The sequence below is a fragment of the Streptomyces sp. NRRL S-1813 genome (assembly GCF_000719605.1).
Taxonomy (GTDB): Bacteria; Actinomycetota; Actinomycetes; order Streptomycetales; family Streptomycetaceae; genus Streptomyces; species Streptomyces decoyicus.
Map to the genome: position 1 here is coordinate 271,283 of NZ_JOHB01000006.1, position 16,587 is coordinate 287,869.

The window sequence follows — 16,587 nt, forward strand, 5'->3', positions numbered from 1 at the left end:
ATCGAGTGATCTTCTGAAAGAAGGTATCGCCTTGCAGCCCGCTCTGGCCGCTGCCCCCGTCGACCGGCGCAGTGTAGTTTCGCTTTTTTCCCGTCTGCGCACGGCCGATGGCCAGTCGAATCCGTTGCCGCTGTACGCGAAACTCAGGGCGATGGGGGATATCGTTCCGGCGCCATGGGGCGGCCATTTGGTGACCTCTTTCGGTCTGAGTCACCAGCTTTTGCGAAGTAGATCCTGGCGGGTCCCTGACCGTGGTTGGCGGGCCCGCCAGGTCGATGCGGCCCGCTGGAGCGCGAGCGCGTCACGCCAGATGGGCGGCACGATGCCCATGCTGAACCCGCCGCACCACACCCGAGTGCGGCGGCTGGTGGGCAATGTTTTCGACCGCAATTCCCTGGCCGAGATGAGGACGTCGGTCGAGCAGACGACCAACCGACTGCTCGACCGGTTCGAGGAAGAACTCAGGCACGGCCCGGCTGATTTCTGTGCACTGGTCAGCGAAGAACTTCCGGTGGTCACCATCGGCGAATGGCTACAAATACCGCCGGCCGACTACGCGCTTTTGCGCTCGCTCACCCATGACCAGGTGTATACCCAGGAACTGTTTCCGACTCCGAGCCAGCTCTCGCTCTCCGACGAGTCGAGCCGTCAATTGCATGAATATTTTACCTCTTTGGTGAACGAGCGCAGGAGAAATCCGGGGGACGACCCGGTCTCTTCGTGGCTCCGCGCCTGGGACAGGCAGGAACCCGACCGGGAAGCCGCCGACGAGGACGTCTACTTCCTCACGCTGTTCATGGTCCTGGCGGCGCTGGAGACGACGGCACATGTCCTCTCCAGCATGGTCCGGCTGCTTCTGGAGCACCCCCGCCAGCTGAACTGGCTGCGCGTCCATCCCGAGCAGATACCGGACGCGATCGAGGAGGCGCTCCGCCACGACCCGCCGATCCACATGATCAGCCGGGTGGCTCCCGAGGACACCGAGCTCGCCGGGGTGACCATCCGCAAGAACGAGATGGTGCAGATCATGGTCGGCGCCGCCCATCACGACCCGGACCACTTTGCCTCCCCCGAAGTCTTCGACATCAGCCGCCGGGCCTCCCACCTCAGCTTCGGCGGGGGAATCCACTATTGCCTGGGCAACGCGCTGGCCCGTCTGGAGGCGGAGTGCCTGCTCACCGCGCTGCTCGAGCGTCTGCCCGGACTACGGATCAGCGCTCCTCCCGTCTGGGAGCCACGCGTGGCCTTCCGCCGCCTCATCACGCTTCCGGTCGTCCGTGTCTGACATACCCGGCGCACCGGTCTCCCGCACAGCGGAACAACGAAACAAGGAACGGCCATGATGCACGACTTCAAGTCCCTCCTCGTGACACACGAGGGGCCCGTCCTCACCGTGCAGTTGAACTGCCCCGAGACGGGCAACGCCATCTCGGGGGAGATCCTCGACGAGCTGCTCGCCGTGCTGGGAGCCCTGGACGACGAGGCCGGTATCAGGGTCCTGGTCCTCTCCGGTGCGGGCGAGGACTTCTGTCTGGGCGGTGACCGCGCGGAGTTCCCCGCCCTGCTCGCCGAGGACCCCACCGGAGTGGGACTGCGGGCCCTCGGCAACAAGGCGCGACGGGTGTGTGATGCCCTTGCGAGCACCGACGCGGTGACCATCGCGCGGCTGCACGGCGGGGTGGTCGGGGCCGGAGTGGGGCTCGCGGTCTTCTGCGATCTGCGGGTCGGCGCGGACACCTGCCGCTTCCGGCTGCCGGAGCTGGGGCTGGGGGTGCCGCCTGCCTGGGGCGGGATCATGCCGCGGCTGCTGCACGAGGCGGGCGCGGCGAGGATCCGTGAGCTGATATTGACCGCGGACAACTTCGATGCCGCCACCGCGCAGGAGCTGTCCATCCTCCACAAGGTCGTCCCCGAGGATCAGCTCGATGGCACCGTCACGCGGTGGATCAAGCCGCTGGTCCGCCGTTCCCCCTCGGCCCTGCGGACCGCGAAGCTGATGCTGAACGCGTACGCCAACGCCAACCGCCTCGCGGACGCCACCCTGTTCGACGCCGAGCTGCTGTCCTCCGCGCTGACCGCCGCGGCCTCCGCCCGGCGCTGACACCGACCGCGGTGCGGGCCCTTCCAGGTCCGCACCGCGGCACGCGGCCGGGCTCGGCTCGGCCGCGCGGCCGGCTCACTCCTCGGAGGCCGTGAATGCTTCCCGGTGCTGTGCCGCCAGTTCCACGTACATCGTGGCGTTGACGGTGAGGAGTTCGCGCTCCTCATCGGTCAGCTCCCGCTTGACCTTCGCCGGTACCCCGGCGACCAGTGAGCCGGGCGGAACCCGCATGCCCTGCGGGACCAGCGCCTGCGCGGCGATCAGCGAGCCTGCGCCGATGTGCGCCCCGTTGAGCACCGTGGCACCCATGCCGATCAGGGCGTCGTCCTCGACGGTGCAGCCGTGCAGGACCGCGTTGTGCCCGACCGAGACCCGCGCGCCGACGGTCACCGGGAATCCGGGATCCACATGCACCGTGCAGTTGTCCTGGATGTTGCTGTCCGGGCCGAGCACGATGGGGCCGCAGTCGGCCCGCAGCACCGCGTGGTACCAGACGCTGGCGCCCGCCGCCATGGTGACCTCGCCGAGCACGACGGACGTCGGGGCGGTGAATGCCCCCTGATCGACCTTCGGCTCCTTGCCGCCCACCGGTGAAATCAACGCCCGTCCCGCCATCTCTGGATCTCCTTGCCGTTGTGCGCCGCGCCAACAGCACCGTAGACGACGGCCGCTGCGCCGGGCAGGGACGGACGACGGTGGGGCGAAGATCACAGCCCGGTGCGCGGCCCGCCGTCCGCAGGCTGAGTACGGTGTGCGAGTGCCGATAAACCAGAACGTGTTCTCATCCGTCGCGGCCTGGCGGCGCCGGGCCGTGTCGCGCGCGGTCCACCGTGGCGCGCGCTGGGTGAGAGAAGCCGCGGCCGTCACGGCCGAACGTCCGGGCCCCTACCGCTTCCGGCGGATCGGTACCGGCACCCGGCTCGCCTTTCCGCAGGGCACGGTCTTCGGCGATCCGTGGATCGAGCTCGGCGACTACTGCATCATCGCCCAGGACGTGACGCTCACGGCCGGGATGATGCCGGACCTCGATCTCGGCCCGGACCCGATCCTCACCCTGGGAAACGGTGTGGTGCTCGGCCGTGGCAGCCACGTGATCGCGGATGTCCGGCTGACGATCGGTGACGACTGCTTCTTCGGCCCCGGTGTCTACGTCACCACCACCAACCACAGCTACGACGACCCCGATGTGCCGGTCGGCAAGCAGTGGCCGCGCACCGACCCGGTGGCCATCGGCGCCGGCAGCTGGATCGGTACCGGGGCGGTGATCCTGCCCGGGGCACGGCTGGGGCGGAATGTCGTGGTCGCGGCCGGGGCCGTGGTCCGCGGTGAGGTCCCCGATCACGCAGTGGTCGCCGGCGCACCCGCCAAGGTCGTCCGCAGCTGGGATCCCCGGCAGGGCTGGCAGCCGCCGCTGCGCACGCCGGCGCCGGTGCCGATCCCCGAAGGTGTCACCTCGGACCAGCTGGTCGCGTTGCGCGCCTGGCAGGCGGAGGAAGCCAAGGAGGCGTACGAAGCCTCCTGAGCCGCCGTCAGGCACAACGGGGCCGCCGTCGTCGGCTCCGTCCGTGTCAGCTCCCCGAGGCGAGCAGCACCGAGCCGACCAGCGCGAGGGAGGCGCCGGCCGTCTGGATCGCCCGCAGCCGCTCCTTGAGGACGCCGAGTGCGGCCAGCGAGGTGACGACGGGATAGAGGGAGGCGAGCACCGCCGCCATGGTGACCGGCCCGTTCTGGGCGGCGAGGGCGTAGGTGCCATTGGCGGCGACATCGGCGATCCCGACGAAACCGAGCGCGGGCAGCGCACCCCGGAGGGCCGGGAGCCCGCCCTCGGGGAGCGCCGGGGTGCCACGCCGCACCGACGCGTACAGGGCGGCGCCGCCAACGGCGACATTGCACACCCGCTGCACGAACAGGGCGAGGAAGAGCCCGGTCAGGGTCGTAGACGCCTCCGAGATCAGCGCCATCACCGCGCCGAACCCGAGCGCCGAGACCAGCGTCAGTACGATGGTCTGGCGGGCCACGGACGCCCCGCTGACCCGCGGGCCGCCGGCCAGCAGGACACCGATCACGGCCACGACCATGCCGGAGGCCTGGAGCAGCCCCGGCCGCTCGCCCGCCACGATCCCGACGCCGAGCGGTACGAGGACGGTGCCGACCGAGGCGAGCGGGGAGACCACGCCCATCGGGCCGAGCGCCAGGGCGCGGTAGAAGCAGAGCATGGCGGCGGGCCCCACGACGCCCGCCCCGACGGCGAACCACAGCTGTGGTCCGGCCTCCCGCCAGCCGCCGGTGGCCAGCACGATGGCGCCCAGCACCACGGCGGCCAGGGTCTGCGAGACGACCACCACGGTCAGTGCCTGGAGGCGTCGGGTGAGCAGTCCACCGCCGAAGTCGGCGAGCCCCCACAGAAGACTGGTGGCCAGGGCGAAGACCGCTGTCATGGTGAAACCTCGCAGTACAGTGAACCGGACGCTGAAGTACACCACACCGTAGTGCAGCGGACTGCATTGCGGCATCCAATATATTGCCCTCCGACTTGGACGGACCGTGACGGACCTCGACCAGCTCACGCAGTCGCTCGCCCGCAACCTCAAGCACTGGCGCGCCGAGCGCGGCTTCACCCTCGATGCACTGGCGGCCCGTGCCGGGGTCAGCCGCGGCATGATCATCCAGATCGAGCAGGCCCGGACGAATCCGAGCGTGGGAACCACCGTCAAGATCGCCGACGCGCTCGGGGTCAGCATCACCACGCTCCTCGACTACGAACAGGGCGCGCAGGTGCGCATCGTGGCGCCGAGCGAGGCGGTCCGCCTGTGGTCCACCGAGGCCGGCAGCTTCACCACGCTCCTTGTCGGCGCCGAGGCGCCGGGGCCGTACGAACTGTGGGACTGGCGCCTGATGCCCGGCGACAGCAGCGCCTCGGATCCGCATCCGCCCGGCACCGTGGAACTGCTCCATGTCCGGGCCGGCACGCTGACGCTGATCGTGGACGGCGCGGAGCGCACGGTGCCCGCCGGTGCCTCGGCGACCTTCGAGGCCAAGGTCGCGCACGGCTACCGCAACGACGGTGCGGAACCGGTCGAGATGACCATGTCGGTGATCATCCCGCCCGCCCGCTGAGACGGTCCGCCGCCGCTCCGGCTGGGCTGTTAGCTTGGCGCCATGCGCGTGCCGATGGATGCTTTTGACGATGTCCGCCCCGCTGCCGAGTGCCTGGACCTGCTGGTGGAGCCGGTGGCCACCGCGATCCGCGCCTGGAGCGGATCCGTGCCGGCCGGCGAACTGCGCTACGTCGAGACGGACCCCGCCATCGCGGACACCGCACTGCTCGTCGAGCACCACGGTGCCTGGCTCCTGGAGCAGTCGGCGAACTGTGTGGTGGTGGCCGGCAAGCGCGGCGGCGAAACCACCCTGGCCGCCTGTGTCGTGCTCTCCCACACCCGCGTCGACGTCAACGGTGTGGTGCGGCGTCAACTGGGCGCCCGCAAGGCGTCGTTCGCGCCGATGGACAAGGCGGTCGGCGACAGCGGGATGGAGTACGGCGGGATCACCCCGATCGGCCTGCCCGCCGACTGGCCGCTGCTGGTGGACGCCGCCGTCGCCGACATCCCCTACGCCCTGATCGGCAGCGGCAGCCGCCGAGGCAAGCTCATCGTTCCCGGCAAGGCCCTGGCCGAACTGCCCGGCGCCACGGTCCTGGACGGGCTGGGCATCGCCTAGGGGCTGTCTCCCCTGGGCCGTCTCGTCCGGGTCACCACCCGGCGCGCCGCGCCCGTGCGTGATCCCCGATGAGCCGCGGCCGCGGCTAGTGTTTCCGTCATCGGGCATGGCGTGACGTGACGGGAAGAGCCGCGCATGGAGTTCCTGGTCGACATGGTGACCACCGTTCCGGAGGGCACATCGGCGGAGGCCGTGGAGGAGCTCCGGGCCCGGGAAGCGGTACGGGCGCGGGAACTGGCCGGGCAGGGAAGCCTGCTGCGGCTGTGGCGTCCGCCGCTTGCCCCGGGTGAATGGCGCACATGGGGTCTTTTCCGCGCGGACGACGCGGAGCAGTTGGAGCAGGTGCTCGTGTCGATGCCGCTGCGGGTGTGGCGGCACGACACGGTGACGCCGCTGTCCCCGCACCCGAATGACCCGGGCCTTTAGGCGCGCCGACCCCGGCCGTCCGGATCGGTCGGGGGCTGGAGCACGCCGCCACGATCGATCACGACGGCGCGCGGGGCCGTTACCCACACTGATCGGCCCTCGGCTCCACCCGACAGGAGAACCCCGATGAACAGCACGAAGGACGACGAATCCTACTCACGGGGTGGGCGTACTCACCGGCTCCTCACCGGGAGGGTTCACTCAGCGGCTGTGTTCCGGCACCCGGACCTCGCCACCTCACCTCGCCACGCAGCGCGCGGTAGTTCCGCGGCGGGCCGGGTCGGGGCCTGCGGGACGGCGCACTCGCCGGACCGCACATCCAGCGACAGCGCCAGGGAGTGCTCGGCGAAGCCCAGGCTGCGGTACAGCGGCTCGGCATCGTCGGTGGCATGCAGATCGACCCGGGTGACGCCCCGCTCGGCGAACCAGCCCAGCAGCGCCTCCGTCGTGGCGCGCGCATAGCCGCGGCCCCGGTAGCGGGGGTCCGTACAGACGTTGAAGACGAAGCCGAAGCGCCCCGACGGGTGGCTCGGTGACGGCAGCCGTTCCTCGACGGTCCCGAGTGCGCACGCCGCAAGATGCGGCGCACCCGCCTCGTCACCCGCCACCACGAACCCGGCCAGCCGGGCATCCGCGCCGGCCAGCTGCCGCCGCACCGTCGTCTCCGCGTCCTGCTCCCAACTCCCCCGTGCATCACGCCCGTTCATCGCAAGGAACATCAGCCGGCGCAGCCGGACAAGTTCGGTGGCGTCCTCGGGAACAGCGGCTCGGGTCACGATCATGCCCGGACGCTAACGCACCCGCCGCTCAGCCCAAACGGGGAATCTCAATCGCCGGACAGCGGTCCATCACCATGTCGAGCCCGGAGTCGTGCACCCGGTCCCAGGCCGCCTCGTCGATCACCCCGAGCTGGAACCAGACGGCCTTCGCCCCGACCGCCACGGCCTCATCGGCGACGCCACCCGCATGCTCGCTGTTGACGAACACATCGACCACATCGACCGGAAAGGGAATCGCGGCCAGTGAGGGGTACCCCTGCTCGCCGTGCACCGTCTCGGCCTTCGGATGCACCGGCACGATCCGCTTGCCGTACCGCTGCAACACCTCCGCGACGCCGTGCGCGGCGCGCTGCTCGTTGTGGGACAGGCCCACGACGGCCCAGGTGTCGCCGAGCTCGGTGAGGATCTTGCGGATCGTGCTGGAGTCGCCGTACACGCACTGCCTCCTGCGGATGGAAGGGTCCTGTGCGGCTCAACGGACGGCGCGACCCGGAGATTCCCGTCGCGGGAGATGACCAGGGTCTTTCGCTCGGATCAGCCCGGCACGAGCCGAACGAGAGGCCTTGGCCGTGCGGCGTGCAGCCATGGGTGCGCGAGCCGGACGGCAGACGCCCCGCCCGAAGGGGAAGACGGGCGGGGCGGGTTTCTGCGCCGGCGGCTCAGTTCGCGCCGCGGGCCCTTCCGCTGCCGGCCAGCCCGGCCCCGACGGTGCTGCCCGTCGCGGCACGGGCCGGTTTGCCGATCGCCCGGCCGCTGCCCACCGGCTCCGCGCCGCCGGCTCCGGTGCCGGGCCGCGGCGCCACGGGTTCCCGCGTCTCGGCCGTCGTACCGGATGCGCCCGTCAGCGTCGCGCGCAGCTCCTCGGTGTCCACCAGCATGCTCACCGGGCCGGTCGGGTTGAGGTACAGCGCATGCCCCGGCGGCAGCTGCTCGACGAGTTCGGCCACCGGCCGTCGGTCGTACAGCAGACGGCCCACCGATTCGAGGTAGCTCTGCGAGGTATAGACGGGGATCACCGGGGTGCCCTCGGGCGAGGCGGCGGCCAGTGGCGTACCGGTCGCGGTGACCAGGACGGAGACCTCCGCGCGCGCCAGTGCCTCGGAGACGGCCTCTCCCGGTCCGTAGCCGGTCGCGGCGAGCTGGAGCGCGCTGTCGACCGCATCGGTCGGCTCCGCCCAGTCCAGCATCTGGGGTGACGGCCGGTACTCCGGGTTGTCCCGCCACTCCACGATCTCGCCCGTCGGGCTCGAGCGCCATTGTCCGATCAGCGCCCACAGGGGCGGTGGCCCCTCGCCCTGCCAGGTCAGATCCACCATGGCCAGCCAGTGGTCGGGTGCCTTGCGTGCCGCCTCGATGACCTCCGGCGGGGGCTCGGGCATCTCCTCGCCCGTCACCGGAACTCCCGCCGTCATCGCCGACTGTGTGCTCTCTTCCATGCAGCCCTCCGCAAACCCGCCGTTCCTACACGTACGAGCGGGGCCCCGGAAACACGAGGCTCTCGCACTGACCTCACAGTGCCCACGGCCGGGGCGCACGTCTCACCGACGCACCGTGCGGACGGGGTGGGTACGCCGCCTGGCCGCGCGGAACGCGCCCGTACGGCGGACACCCGCGCCCTTACGGCGGACACCCCAGCGCGGCGCGGTCCGGGGGAGCGGCCGGTGTCCGCCTGTCACAGGGGCCGCATAGGCTGGTCGGATGCAGGAGCAGTACCGCACGCTCGCGCGCGAGGGCGTCCATGAGATCGAGATCAACAAGTCCCGCTTCCTCTGCGCGCTCGCGCCGGTAGCGACTGAGGCCGAGGCCCAGGACTTCATCGCGCGCATCCGCAAGGAGCACCCCACGGCCCGCCATCACTGCTTCGCCTACGTCCTGGGCGCCGACGGCGGCATCCAGAAGGCGAGCGACGACGGCGAGCCGGGCGGCACCGCGGGCGTACCGATGCTCCAGATGCTGGTGCGCCGCGAGTTGCGCTATGTCGTGGCCGTCGTCACCCGCTACTTCGGCGGGGTCAAGCTGGGCGCGGGCGGCCTCATCCGCGCGTACGGAGGCGTCGTCGGCGAGGCGCTGGATGCGCTCGGCACGGTCACCCGGAAGCGCTTCCGCCTGGTGACGGTCACCGTCGACCACCAGCGCGCGGGCCGGGTGGAGAACGATCTGCGCACGACGGGACGGGCGGTGCGCGAGGTGACCTACGGAGCGGAGGTAAGCATCGAGATCGGGCTGCCGGAGGCCGATCTCGACGCCTTCCGCGGCTGGCTCGCGGACACCACCGCCGGCACGGCCCGGCTGGAGCTCGGCGGCGAGGCGTACGGGGAGCTCTGAGAGGGGCGGCCTGTTCCCGGGGGCGGCGGGGTCCGGCGGCCGGAGGGTGGGCCTGTTGCGCCGGAAAGTCCGGTACGGACCGGTGCGCCGGGGCGCGGATCGTGTCAGCCTGTGGCGCGGTGAGAACGGGCCGCGAAACCGGTGTGCGTGCCGGCACGAGAAAGGCTTCCCCATGCCTGAACTCCTCGATGAGCGCGTGGGATTCGTCCGCCGGATCGGCCTGTTCCAGGCCACCGCCATCAACATGAGTCAGATGTGCGGCATCGGCCCCTTTGTGACCATCCCGCTGATGGTCGCGGCGTTCGGCGGGCCGCAGGCCGTGACCGGGTTTCTCGCCGGCGCGGTCCTGGCGCTCGCCGACGGGCTGATCTGGGCCGAGCTGGGGGCGTCGCTGCCCGGTGCGGGCGGCAGCTATGTCTATCTGCGGCAGGCTTTCCAGTACCGGACCGGCAAGCTGATGCCGTTTCTGTTCGTCTGGACGGCCATGCTGTTCATCCCGCTGGGGATGTCCACCGGCGTGATCGGCTTTGTCCAGTACCTCGGCTATCTGTGGCCGGACATGAGCCCGGGGCAGGGCGACCTCGTCGGCCTCGTCGTCACCGTGGGCATCATCGTGCTGCTGTGGCGACGGGTGGAGAACATCGCCAAGCTCACCGTCGTCCTGTGGACGGTGATGATCGCCTCCGTCCTCCTGGTCATCGTCGCCGCCTTCACCCACTTCAGCCCGGAGCGTGCCTTCACCTACCCTGCCCACGCCTTCGAGCTGACGGCTAGTCACTTCTGGATCGGCTTCGCGGCCGGCCTGACGATCGGCATCTACGACTACCTCGGCTACAACACCATCGCGTACATGGGCGCCGAGATCAGGCAGCCCGGCCGCACCATCCCCCGCGCCGTCATCACCTCCATCCTGGGCATCATGACGATCTATCTGCTGCTACAGATCGGCACCCTGGGCATCGTGAACTGGCAGGACATGCTCGACCCGCACTCCACGGCGTCCTCCTCGGTCGCCTCCGCCGTGCTGGAGAAGGCCTGGGGCAGGGGCGCCGCCGAGACCGTCACCGTGCTCATCCTCATCACCGCCGTCGCCTCCGTCTTCACCGGACTCCTCGGCGGCTCCCGGGTCCCCTACGACGCCGCCCGCGACCGGGTCTTCTTCCGCCCGTACGGCAAGCTGCACCCGCGCCACCGCTTCCCCGTGCTGGGCCTGCTGACCATGGGCGCCGTGATGGCGGTGGGCTTCCTCATCGGACGGCACACCGGCCTGGCCACCGTCATCCAGCTGCTGACCACCGTCATGGTGATCGTGCAGTCGCTGGCCCAGGTCGCGGCGGTGACCGTGCTGCGCCGCCGTCAGCCGGGGCTGCGCCGCCCGTACCGGATGTGGCTCTATCCGCTGCCGAGCGTCGTGGCGCTGGTCGGCTGGCTGGTGATCTACGGCTACGCGGACCGCAACTCGCCCGGCAGGCACCCCATCGAATGGTCGTTGGCGTGGGTCGGGGCGGGCCTCGTGGCCTTTCTCGCATGGGCCCGTTACGAGAAGGAGTGGCCGTTCGGGCCGAAGCGGATCAGCGAGGAGTATCTGCACGGCGTGGACCCGGACGCCGAGGAGGCCGGGGGAGACGAGGGGGACAAGGGAGTCGCGGGAGCGGTGGGCGCCACCGGGGGCAGTTGAGACCTCCTTTCGCGGTGAGCGTGCCCTCCTTGCCGTGGGGCCGCCGTTCCCGACGAGGGCTACTCGGTGGCGATCGCCGCCAGCATGTGCGTACGGGCCGCCCGGCGGGCCGGCCACATCGCGGCCGGCACTGCCGCGAGGGCCATGCCGATCGGCGACAGACCGACGATTCCGGCGGCGGTGAAAGCGCACGTCAGTCGTGCGCTCGCCAGGCTGGGGCTTCCCACCGGGTGCAGATGGCACTGCTGGTCCGGGACGCGGGCCTGAAGTGGCTTCCGGGCACAAACGCACCGGTGTGGATGCAAGAATGTGGGCCGTGACAGGCGGGGTGCGGGCGGCAGCCGACGGGCTGGGACCGGTCGCCGTACCCGGCTGACCGGTGCAGGTTCGTGTGCTCTCGGAGGGAAAAATGCAGGTCGGAGCCGCTAGGTGAGGTTTCTGCACACCTCCGACTGGCATCTGGGACGGTCCTTCCATCGGGTGAGCCTGCTTTCCGCCCAGCGTGCGTTCCTCGATCATCTCGTCGAGACGGTGCGTGCCAGGGAGATCGACGCGGTGCTGGTCGCCGGCGATGTCTACGACCGTGCCGTGCCGCCGCTCGCCGCCGTCGAGCTCTTCGACGACGCCCTGCACCGGCTCGCCGGTCTCGGTGTCCCGACGGTGATGATCTCCGGCAACCATGACTCGGCCCGCCGGCTGGGCGTCGGCTCCGGACTGATGGAGCAGGCCGGCATCCATCTCCGCACCGACCCGGCCGGCTGCGGCACGCCGGTGCTGCTTGCGGATGCCCACGGTCCGGTGGCGCTCTACGGACTGCCGTACCTCGAACCCGCCATGGTGCGCGACACCCTCGGCGCACGGCGGGCCGACCACGCAGAGGTGCTGGGCGCGGCGATGGACCGGGTGCGGGCCGATCTCGCGGGCCGGCCCGCGGGGACCCGTTCCGTGGTCCTTGCGCATGCCTTTGTCGCCGGCGGGGCGGTCAGCGACAGCGAGCGCGATATCACCGTCGGCGGGGTCGCCTCCGTCCCCGTGGCCGTGTTCGACGGCGTGGACTACGTCGCGCTCGGGCATCTGCACGGCTGTCAGACCCTCACCGAGCGGGTCCGCTACTCCGGATCGCCGCTCGCCTACTCCTTCTCCGAGGCCGGTCACCGCAAGTCGTCATGGATCGTGGATCTCGACGCGGACGGCGCCGTGCACGCGGAGCGGGTGGACTGCCCGGTGCCGCGGCCGCTGGCCCGTATCCGGGGACCGCTGGAGCAGCTGCTCGACGACCCGGAGCCGGGCCGGCACGAGGAGTCCTGGGTCGAGGCGACGCTCACCGACACCGCCCGCCCCCATGAGCCCATGGCCCGGCTCGCCCGGCGCTTCCCGCACATCGTCAGCCTCGTCTTCGATCCCGACGAGGGGCCCACCCGTTCATTGGCCTCGTACGCGCAGCGGTTGCGCGGGCGCAGCGACCAGGAGATCGCCGAGGACTTCGTGGAACACGTACGGTCCGGCCGGGCGGCCGATGACCAGGAGCGGGACGAACTGCGCTCGGCGATCGACGAGGTGCGTGTCGACGACATGGCGGCCGAGGTGGCGCGTTGAGGCTGCACCGGCTCACGCTCACCGCCTTCGGACCCTTCGGCGGCTCGCAGACCATCGACTTCGACCGGCTGTCGCGGGACGGTCTGTTTCTGCTGCACGGACCGACGGGCGCGGGCAAGACCTCGGTCCTGGACGCGGTGTGCTTTGCGCTGTACGGATCGGTGCCCGGGGCGCGGCAGAGCGGCCAGGCGCTGCGCAGCGATCTGGCCGACCCGCTGACCCTCACCGAAGTCGTCCTCGAACTGACCGTGGGCGAGCGGCGGTTGGAGATCACCAGGCTCCCCGAGCAGCCGCGTCCCAAGAAGCGGGGCAGCGGTACGACCAAGGAGAAGGCACAGAGCAGGCTGCGGGAATTCGTTCCGGCGGGGGCCGAGGCGGGGGCCGGGGGCGCGGCGGACTGCGACGGTCCTGCGGACGGCGCGGGCGGTCACTGGAAGGCGCTGAGCCGCTCGCATCAGGAGATCGGCGAGGAGATCGGCCAGCTGCTCGGGATGAGCAAGGAGCAATTCTGCCAGGTGGTGCTGCTTCCGCAGGGCGACTTCGCGCGCTTTCTGCGGGCCGATGCGGAGGCCCGCTCCCGGCTGCTGGGGCGGCTCTTCGACACCCGGCGGTTCGCGGCCCTCGAAGAGCAGTTGAATGCGCGCCGCAAGGCCGCGTCGGACACGGTCACGGCGGGCGACGAACGGCTGTTGGCGCTGGCGCACCGGATGGCGCAGGCGGCGGGGGAGTGCCCCGATCTCACCGATCCCTCGGTCCCGGCGCCGGACCGGACCGGGCAGGCGACGACGGGCGCAGCGGCGCGCGGACGCGGTGCCGCGGCGGCCGGCGGGCGCGGCCGGGCGGCGGCGACGGCCGCGACAAGAGGGACGGCCGGGACAAACGCGACGGTCACGGCGACCGTGCCGGGGCAGGCCGGGTCCGTGGAGGGCGGCGGACGGGGCAGGCAGGCCGCGTCGGCCCGTACCGCCGCCGCGCAAGGCCCGGCCGCACCCGGCCCCGGCGAGCCGGGGTTCGCTGAGGCGGTGCTGGTCAGGGCAGCCGTCGCCCGGGTGAGCGCACGGGAGCGGCTGGCGGTCGCACGGTCCGCGGTGCACGCCGCGGAGGCTGCGGAGCACCAGGCGGCCGGGCGCGGGGAAGAGGCCCGCGAGCGGCACCGGCTCCAGCAGCGGTACGCGGACGCCCGGCGACGGGCCGCCCGGCTCGATGACCGTGCCGAGGAGCGGGAGCGCACCCGCGGCAGGCTGGCGCGGGCCCGTGCGGCCGCGGAGGTGGCGCCCGCACTCGCCCTGCGCGACGCCGCCTGGCGCGAACTGGACGCGGCGCAGCGCGCCGAGCGGCAGCACAGAAGCCCGCTGCCGTCCGGCCTCGCCGACGCCGAGGGCGAGCAACTCGCCGCACAGGAACGGCATGTGCGGGAGGAGCTGGGCTCGCTCGGGGCGGCCCGGCGGGCCGAGCGGCGAGCCGCCGACATCACCCGGGAGCGGGCCGGCCTCGACCGCGAGGCGCGGGCCGACGAGCAGACGCTGCTGGACGCCGCCGAGTGGCTCGCCACCTGGAACGAGGCCCAGCGCGCCCACCGGCAGCGCATCGAGACGGCACAGGAGGCCGCCACCCGGGCCGAACAGCTCGGCGCCCGGATCGAACCGGCCGCCGAACGATGGGAAGCGGCCCGTCGTCGCGACCGGCTCGGTGCCGATGTGCGGTCGGCGGAAGGCGAGCTGCTCGCCGCCCGGGAGCGGTCCGCGGCAGCCCATGAGCACTGGCTCGATCTCAAGGACCGCAGGCTGCGCGGGATCGCCGCCGAGCTCGCGGACGGGCTGCGCGACGGTCAGGCGTGCGCGGTGTGCGGCGCGACCGAGCACCCCGACCCGGCCCGGGCCGACGCGGATCATGTCGACCGGACGGCCGAGGAGGCCGCCCTGGAAGCGCACCGTCAGGCCGAGGAGACCCGTCAGCAGGCGGCGGATCACTACCAGTCGGCCAAGGAGGCGCTGGCCGCCGCTGCCGCCACGGCGGGGGGCGCCCCGACCGGTGAACTCGCCGCGCAGGTCGAGGAGTTGCGCGCCGGTTTCGCCCGGTCCCATGCGCTCGGCGCCGACCTCCATGCCGCCCGCGAGGCGCTCGGACGCGCCGAGCGTGAGTACGAACGGCGCCGCGACGAGCAGCAGCGGGCCGAGCGCCGGGCCGCTGCGCGTACCTCCCACCGTGAGGCGCTGGACCGCGAACGGGCCGCCTTGGAAGAGGAGCTGACCCGGGCGCGGGGCGACTGCCCGAGCGTGGCCGACCGGGCCGCGCGGCTGGAGCGGCAGGTCGCCCTGCTCGCCGCGGCGGCGGAGGCGGCCCGGACGGCGAACGCCTGCGCCGAGCGGCTCAAGGATGCCGACGCCGGGCTGTCCGACGCCGCCTGTCGCGCAGGATTCGACACCCCGCAGGCCGCCGCGGAGGCGCTGCTGCGGGACGACGAATGGCGCGTGCTGCAACAGCAACTCGACGACTGGCAGGCCGAATCCGCCGCGGTGGAAGCGGAGCTGGCCGACCCCGAGACCTCCGCCGCAGCGGCCCTGCCGCCCGCGGACCCGGTCGCCGCACAGGCCGCTCACCAGGCCGCGGCGGCGCGGCTGCGTACGGCGTCCGCCACCCATGCCGCGGCCCTGGAACGCTGTACGGAGCTCGACCGGCTCTCCGCCCGCGCCGAGGCCGATGCCCGTGCCCTGGCCCCGGTGCGTGCCGCCTACGACCGCATCGCCCGTCTCGCCGGACTCGCCTCCGGTACGTCGACGGAGAACGAGCGGCGGATGCGCCTGGAGTCATATGTGCTCGCCGCCCGGCTCGAACAGGTCGCGGCCGCCGCCACGGCCCGGCTGCACCGGATGTCCGGCGGCCGCTACACCCTCGTCCACTCCGACGAACGGGCCGGCGGCGCCCGGCGTTCCGGCCTCGGCCTGCATGTCGTCGACGCCTGGACCGGCCACGAACGGGACACCTCCAGCCTCTCCGGCGGCGAGACCTTCTTCGCCTCGCTCGCGCTGGCGCTCGGCCTCGCCGATGTCGTCACCGACGAGGCGGGCGGCACCCGGCTGGACACCCTCTTCATCGACGAGGGGTTCGGGAGCCTGGACGAACAGACCCTGGACGAGGTGCTGGACGTTCTGGACTCACTGCGCGACCGCGACCGCAGTGTCGGCATCGTCAGCCATGTCGCCGACCTCAAGGCGCGCATCCCCGCCCAGCTGGAGGTGGTCAAGGACCGGTCGGGCTCGACGGTCCGGCATCGGGTACGGGGCTGAGCCTCCCGGGCGGGGGCGCCACGAAGCCGCAGGTCACCGGCTGACGGCGCGGCGGGAGAGCGGCGAGGAGTAGACGACGCTGGTGGTCACCGCGCCCAGCGCGCCGATCCGGCCGGACACCTCCTCCAGATGCTTCATCGACCGGGCGGCGACCTTGAGGACGAAGCAGTCGTCGCCCGTGACGTGGTGCGCCTCCAGGATTTCCGGCGTCGTGTCCAGGAGATCGTGGAACGGCTTGTAGTTGCCGTTCGGATAGCGCAGCCGCACGAAGGCGAGCACCGGCAGTCCGATGCGCTCGGGGTCGATCACCGCCGCGTAGCCCGAGATCACCCCGGCTTCCTCGAGCCGACGGACCCGTTCGGTGACGGCGCTGGCGGACATGTTCACGGCGCGGGCGAGCTCGGCGTAGCCCGCGCGGCCGTTGTGCTGGAGGACGTCGAGGATGCGCCAGTCGGTGGCGTCGGGGGAATAGCCGGTCATCCGGGCTGTCTAGCAGTGGAATCACCGGCAGATCAAGGGGTTCGCCGGTGACCATCACTTCTCGGCCCCGAGAACGGGACCGTAAATTGTCGGCCATGCCCCTCCAGACGCCGCGGCCCGCCGCCCCCACCCCCGCCCCTTCCCTCGAAGGGGAGGGGCGGGGGAAGCGCTTCGCGTGATGTCCGCGCGGTGTGCCAC

At 71.8% G+C, this 16,587-nt stretch carries 17 protein-coding genes; 10 read left to right on the plus strand and 7 right to left on the minus strand.

Translation table 11 applies throughout. The annotated features are described in order from the left end of the window. The first annotated feature begins 31 nt into the window (after nucleotides 1-31). Nucleotides 32-1,285: a cytochrome P450 gene (locus IF67_RS0112635; RefSeq protein ID WP_030985089.1), complete on the plus strand. Its 1,254-nt coding sequence runs from the start codon at nucleotides 32-34 to the stop codon at nucleotides 1,283-1,285. A 54-nt stretch (nucleotides 1,286-1,339) separates the two neighbouring features. After that, on the plus strand, nucleotides 1,340-2,101 hold the full coding sequence (locus IF67_RS0112640) for an enoyl-CoA hydratase/isomerase family protein (RefSeq protein WP_030985090.1): 762 nt from the start codon (nucleotides 1,340-1,342) through the stop codon (nucleotides 2,099-2,101). 75 nt (nucleotides 2,102-2,176) lie between these two features. Here IF67_RS0112640 and IF67_RS0112645 read toward each other — a convergent pair whose 3' ends face one another. Beyond that, complete coding sequence (locus IF67_RS0112645) at nucleotides 2,177-2,716, minus strand: gamma carbonic anhydrase family protein (RefSeq protein ID WP_030985092.1); 540 nt, start codon at nucleotides 2,714-2,716, stop codon at nucleotides 2,177-2,179. 142 nt (nucleotides 2,717-2,858) lie between these two features. Between IF67_RS0112645 and IF67_RS0112650 the strand changes: the two genes are divergently transcribed. Next, nucleotides 2,859-3,623, plus strand: coding sequence for an acyltransferase (locus IF67_RS0112650; protein ID WP_030985094.1), 765 nt, complete (start codon nucleotides 2,859-2,861; stop codon nucleotides 3,621-3,623). Between the two features lie 46 nt (nucleotides 3,624-3,669). On the opposite strand, the gene IF67_RS0112655 is transcribed toward IF67_RS0112650, so the two are convergent. Next, nucleotides 3,670-4,539 (minus strand): DMT family transporter, encoded by an 870-nt coding sequence (locus IF67_RS0112655; RefSeq protein WP_030985096.1) that lies wholly within the window; start codon nucleotides 4,537-4,539, stop codon nucleotides 3,670-3,672. Nucleotides 4,540-4,645: 106 nt separating this feature from the next. On the opposite strand from IF67_RS0112655, the gene IF67_RS0112660 reads away from it, so the two are divergent. The 3 genes from IF67_RS0112660 (at nucleotide 4,646) to IF67_RS0112670 (ending at nucleotide 6,244) form a co-directional block, all read left to right on the plus strand. Then, nucleotides 4,646-5,218, plus strand: coding sequence for a helix-turn-helix domain-containing protein (locus tag IF67_RS0112660; RefSeq protein ID WP_030985098.1), 573 nt, complete (start codon nucleotides 4,646-4,648; stop codon nucleotides 5,216-5,218). A 42-nt stretch (nucleotides 5,219-5,260) separates the two neighbouring features. Continuing rightward, nucleotides 5,261-5,818 (plus strand): YbaK/EbsC family protein, encoded by a 558-nt coding sequence (locus tag IF67_RS0112665; protein ID WP_030985100.1) that lies wholly within the window; start codon nucleotides 5,261-5,263, stop codon nucleotides 5,816-5,818. A gap of 135 nt (nucleotides 5,819-5,953) precedes the next feature. Beyond that, nucleotides 5,954-6,244, plus strand: a complete 291-nt coding sequence (locus IF67_RS0112670) for a muconolactone Delta-isomerase family protein (protein WP_030985102.1) — start codon at nucleotides 5,954-5,956, stop codon at nucleotides 6,242-6,244. 197 nt (nucleotides 6,245-6,441) lie between these two features. Here the strand turns inward: IF67_RS0112670 and IF67_RS0112675 are convergent, their stop codons facing one another. From IF67_RS0112675 to IF67_RS39100, 3 genes are all read right to left on the minus strand, one after another. Then, nucleotides 6,442-7,026 carry a GNAT family N-acetyltransferase gene (locus IF67_RS0112675; protein WP_078889395.1) on the minus strand — a complete coding sequence of 195 codons (585 nt, stop codon included), beginning with the start codon at nucleotides 7,024-7,026 and terminating at the stop codon, nucleotides 6,442-6,444. A 25-nt stretch (nucleotides 7,027-7,051) separates the two neighbouring features. Then, nucleotides 7,052-7,459 (minus strand): CoA-binding protein, encoded by a 408-nt coding sequence (locus IF67_RS0112680; RefSeq protein ID WP_030985106.1) that lies wholly within the window; start codon nucleotides 7,457-7,459, stop codon nucleotides 7,052-7,054. A gap of 223 nt (nucleotides 7,460-7,682) precedes the next feature. Next, nucleotides 7,683-8,459, minus strand: coding sequence for a type VII secretion system-associated protein (locus tag IF67_RS39100; RefSeq protein ID WP_030985108.1), 777 nt, complete (start codon nucleotides 8,457-8,459; stop codon nucleotides 7,683-7,685). 262 nt (nucleotides 8,460-8,721) lie between these two features. Between IF67_RS39100 and IF67_RS0112690 the strand changes: the two genes are divergently transcribed. Beyond that, the gene (locus IF67_RS0112690; protein WP_030985110.1) at nucleotides 8,722-9,348 is read left to right on the plus strand and encodes a YigZ family protein; all 627 of its coding nucleotides are present in this window, start codon (nucleotides 8,722-8,724) and stop codon (nucleotides 9,346-9,348) included. 172 nt (nucleotides 9,349-9,520) lie between these two features. Next, the gene (locus IF67_RS0112695) at nucleotides 9,521-11,026 is read left to right on the plus strand and encodes an APC family permease (RefSeq protein ID WP_030985112.1); all 1,506 of its coding nucleotides are present in this window, start codon (nucleotides 9,521-9,523) and stop codon (nucleotides 11,024-11,026) included. Between the two features lie 59 nt (nucleotides 11,027-11,085). Here the strand turns inward: IF67_RS0112695 and IF67_RS43675 are convergent, their stop codons facing one another. After that, entirely contained in the window at nucleotides 11,086-11,253 is a 168-nt protein-coding gene (locus IF67_RS43675) for a hypothetical protein (RefSeq protein WP_158713078.1), read from the minus strand. A gap of 202 nt (nucleotides 11,254-11,455) precedes the next feature. On the opposite strand from IF67_RS43675, the gene IF67_RS0112705 reads away from it, so the two are divergent. Next, complete coding sequence (locus IF67_RS0112705) at nucleotides 11,456-12,622, plus strand: exonuclease SbcCD subunit D (RefSeq protein ID WP_030985115.1); 1,167 nt, start codon at nucleotides 11,456-11,458, stop codon at nucleotides 12,620-12,622. Continuing rightward, nucleotides 12,619-15,909, plus strand: a complete 3,291-nt coding sequence (locus IF67_RS39105) for an AAA family ATPase (protein ID WP_030985117.1) — start codon at nucleotides 12,619-12,621, stop codon at nucleotides 15,907-15,909. The genes IF67_RS0112705 and IF67_RS39105 overlap by 4 nt, the downstream gene beginning before the upstream one ends. A gap of 33 nt (nucleotides 15,910-15,942) precedes the next feature. Here IF67_RS39105 and IF67_RS0112715 read toward each other — a convergent pair whose 3' ends face one another. Further along, nucleotides 15,943-16,389, minus strand: a complete 447-nt coding sequence (locus tag IF67_RS0112715; RefSeq protein ID WP_030985119.1) for an Lrp/AsnC family transcriptional regulator — start codon at nucleotides 16,387-16,389, stop codon at nucleotides 15,943-15,945. Nucleotides 16,390-16,587: the final 198 nt, after the last annotated feature.

Coding starts and splice junctions, on each gene's coding strand:
- IF67_RS0112690 (WP_030985110.1), top strand. CDS start 8,722: ATGCAGGAGCAGTACCGCACGCTCGCGCGCGAGGGCGTCCATGAGATC.
- IF67_RS0112655 (WP_030985096.1), bottom strand. CDS start 4,539: ATGACAGCGGTCTTCGCCCTGGCCACCAGTCTTCTGTGGGGGCTCGCC.
- IF67_RS0112695 (WP_030985112.1), top strand. CDS start 9,521: ATGCCTGAACTCCTCGATGAGCGCGTGGGATTCGTCCGCCGGATCGGC.
- IF67_RS0112670 (WP_030985102.1), top strand. CDS start 5,954: ATGGAGTTCCTGGTCGACATGGTGACCACCGTTCCGGAGGGCACATCG.
- IF67_RS0112645 (WP_030985092.1), bottom strand. CDS start 2,716: ATGGCGGGACGGGCGTTGATTTCACCGGTGGGCGGCAAGGAGCCGAAG.
- IF67_RS0112675 (WP_078889395.1), bottom strand. CDS start 7,026: ATGATCGTGACCCGAGCCGCTGTTCCCGAGGACGCCACCGAACTTGTC.
- IF67_RS0112665 (WP_030985100.1), top strand. CDS start 5,261: ATGCGCGTGCCGATGGATGCTTTTGACGATGTCCGCCCCGCTGCCGAG.
- IF67_RS39100 (WP_030985108.1), bottom strand. CDS start 8,459: ATGGAAGAGAGCACACAGTCGGCGATGACGGCGGGAGTTCCGGTGACG.
- IF67_RS0112640 (WP_030985090.1), top strand. CDS start 1,340: ATGATGCACGACTTCAAGTCCCTCCTCGTGACACACGAGGGGCCCGTC.
- IF67_RS0112715 (WP_030985119.1), bottom strand. CDS start 16,389: ATGACCGGCTATTCCCCCGACGCCACCGACTGGCGCATCCTCGACGTC.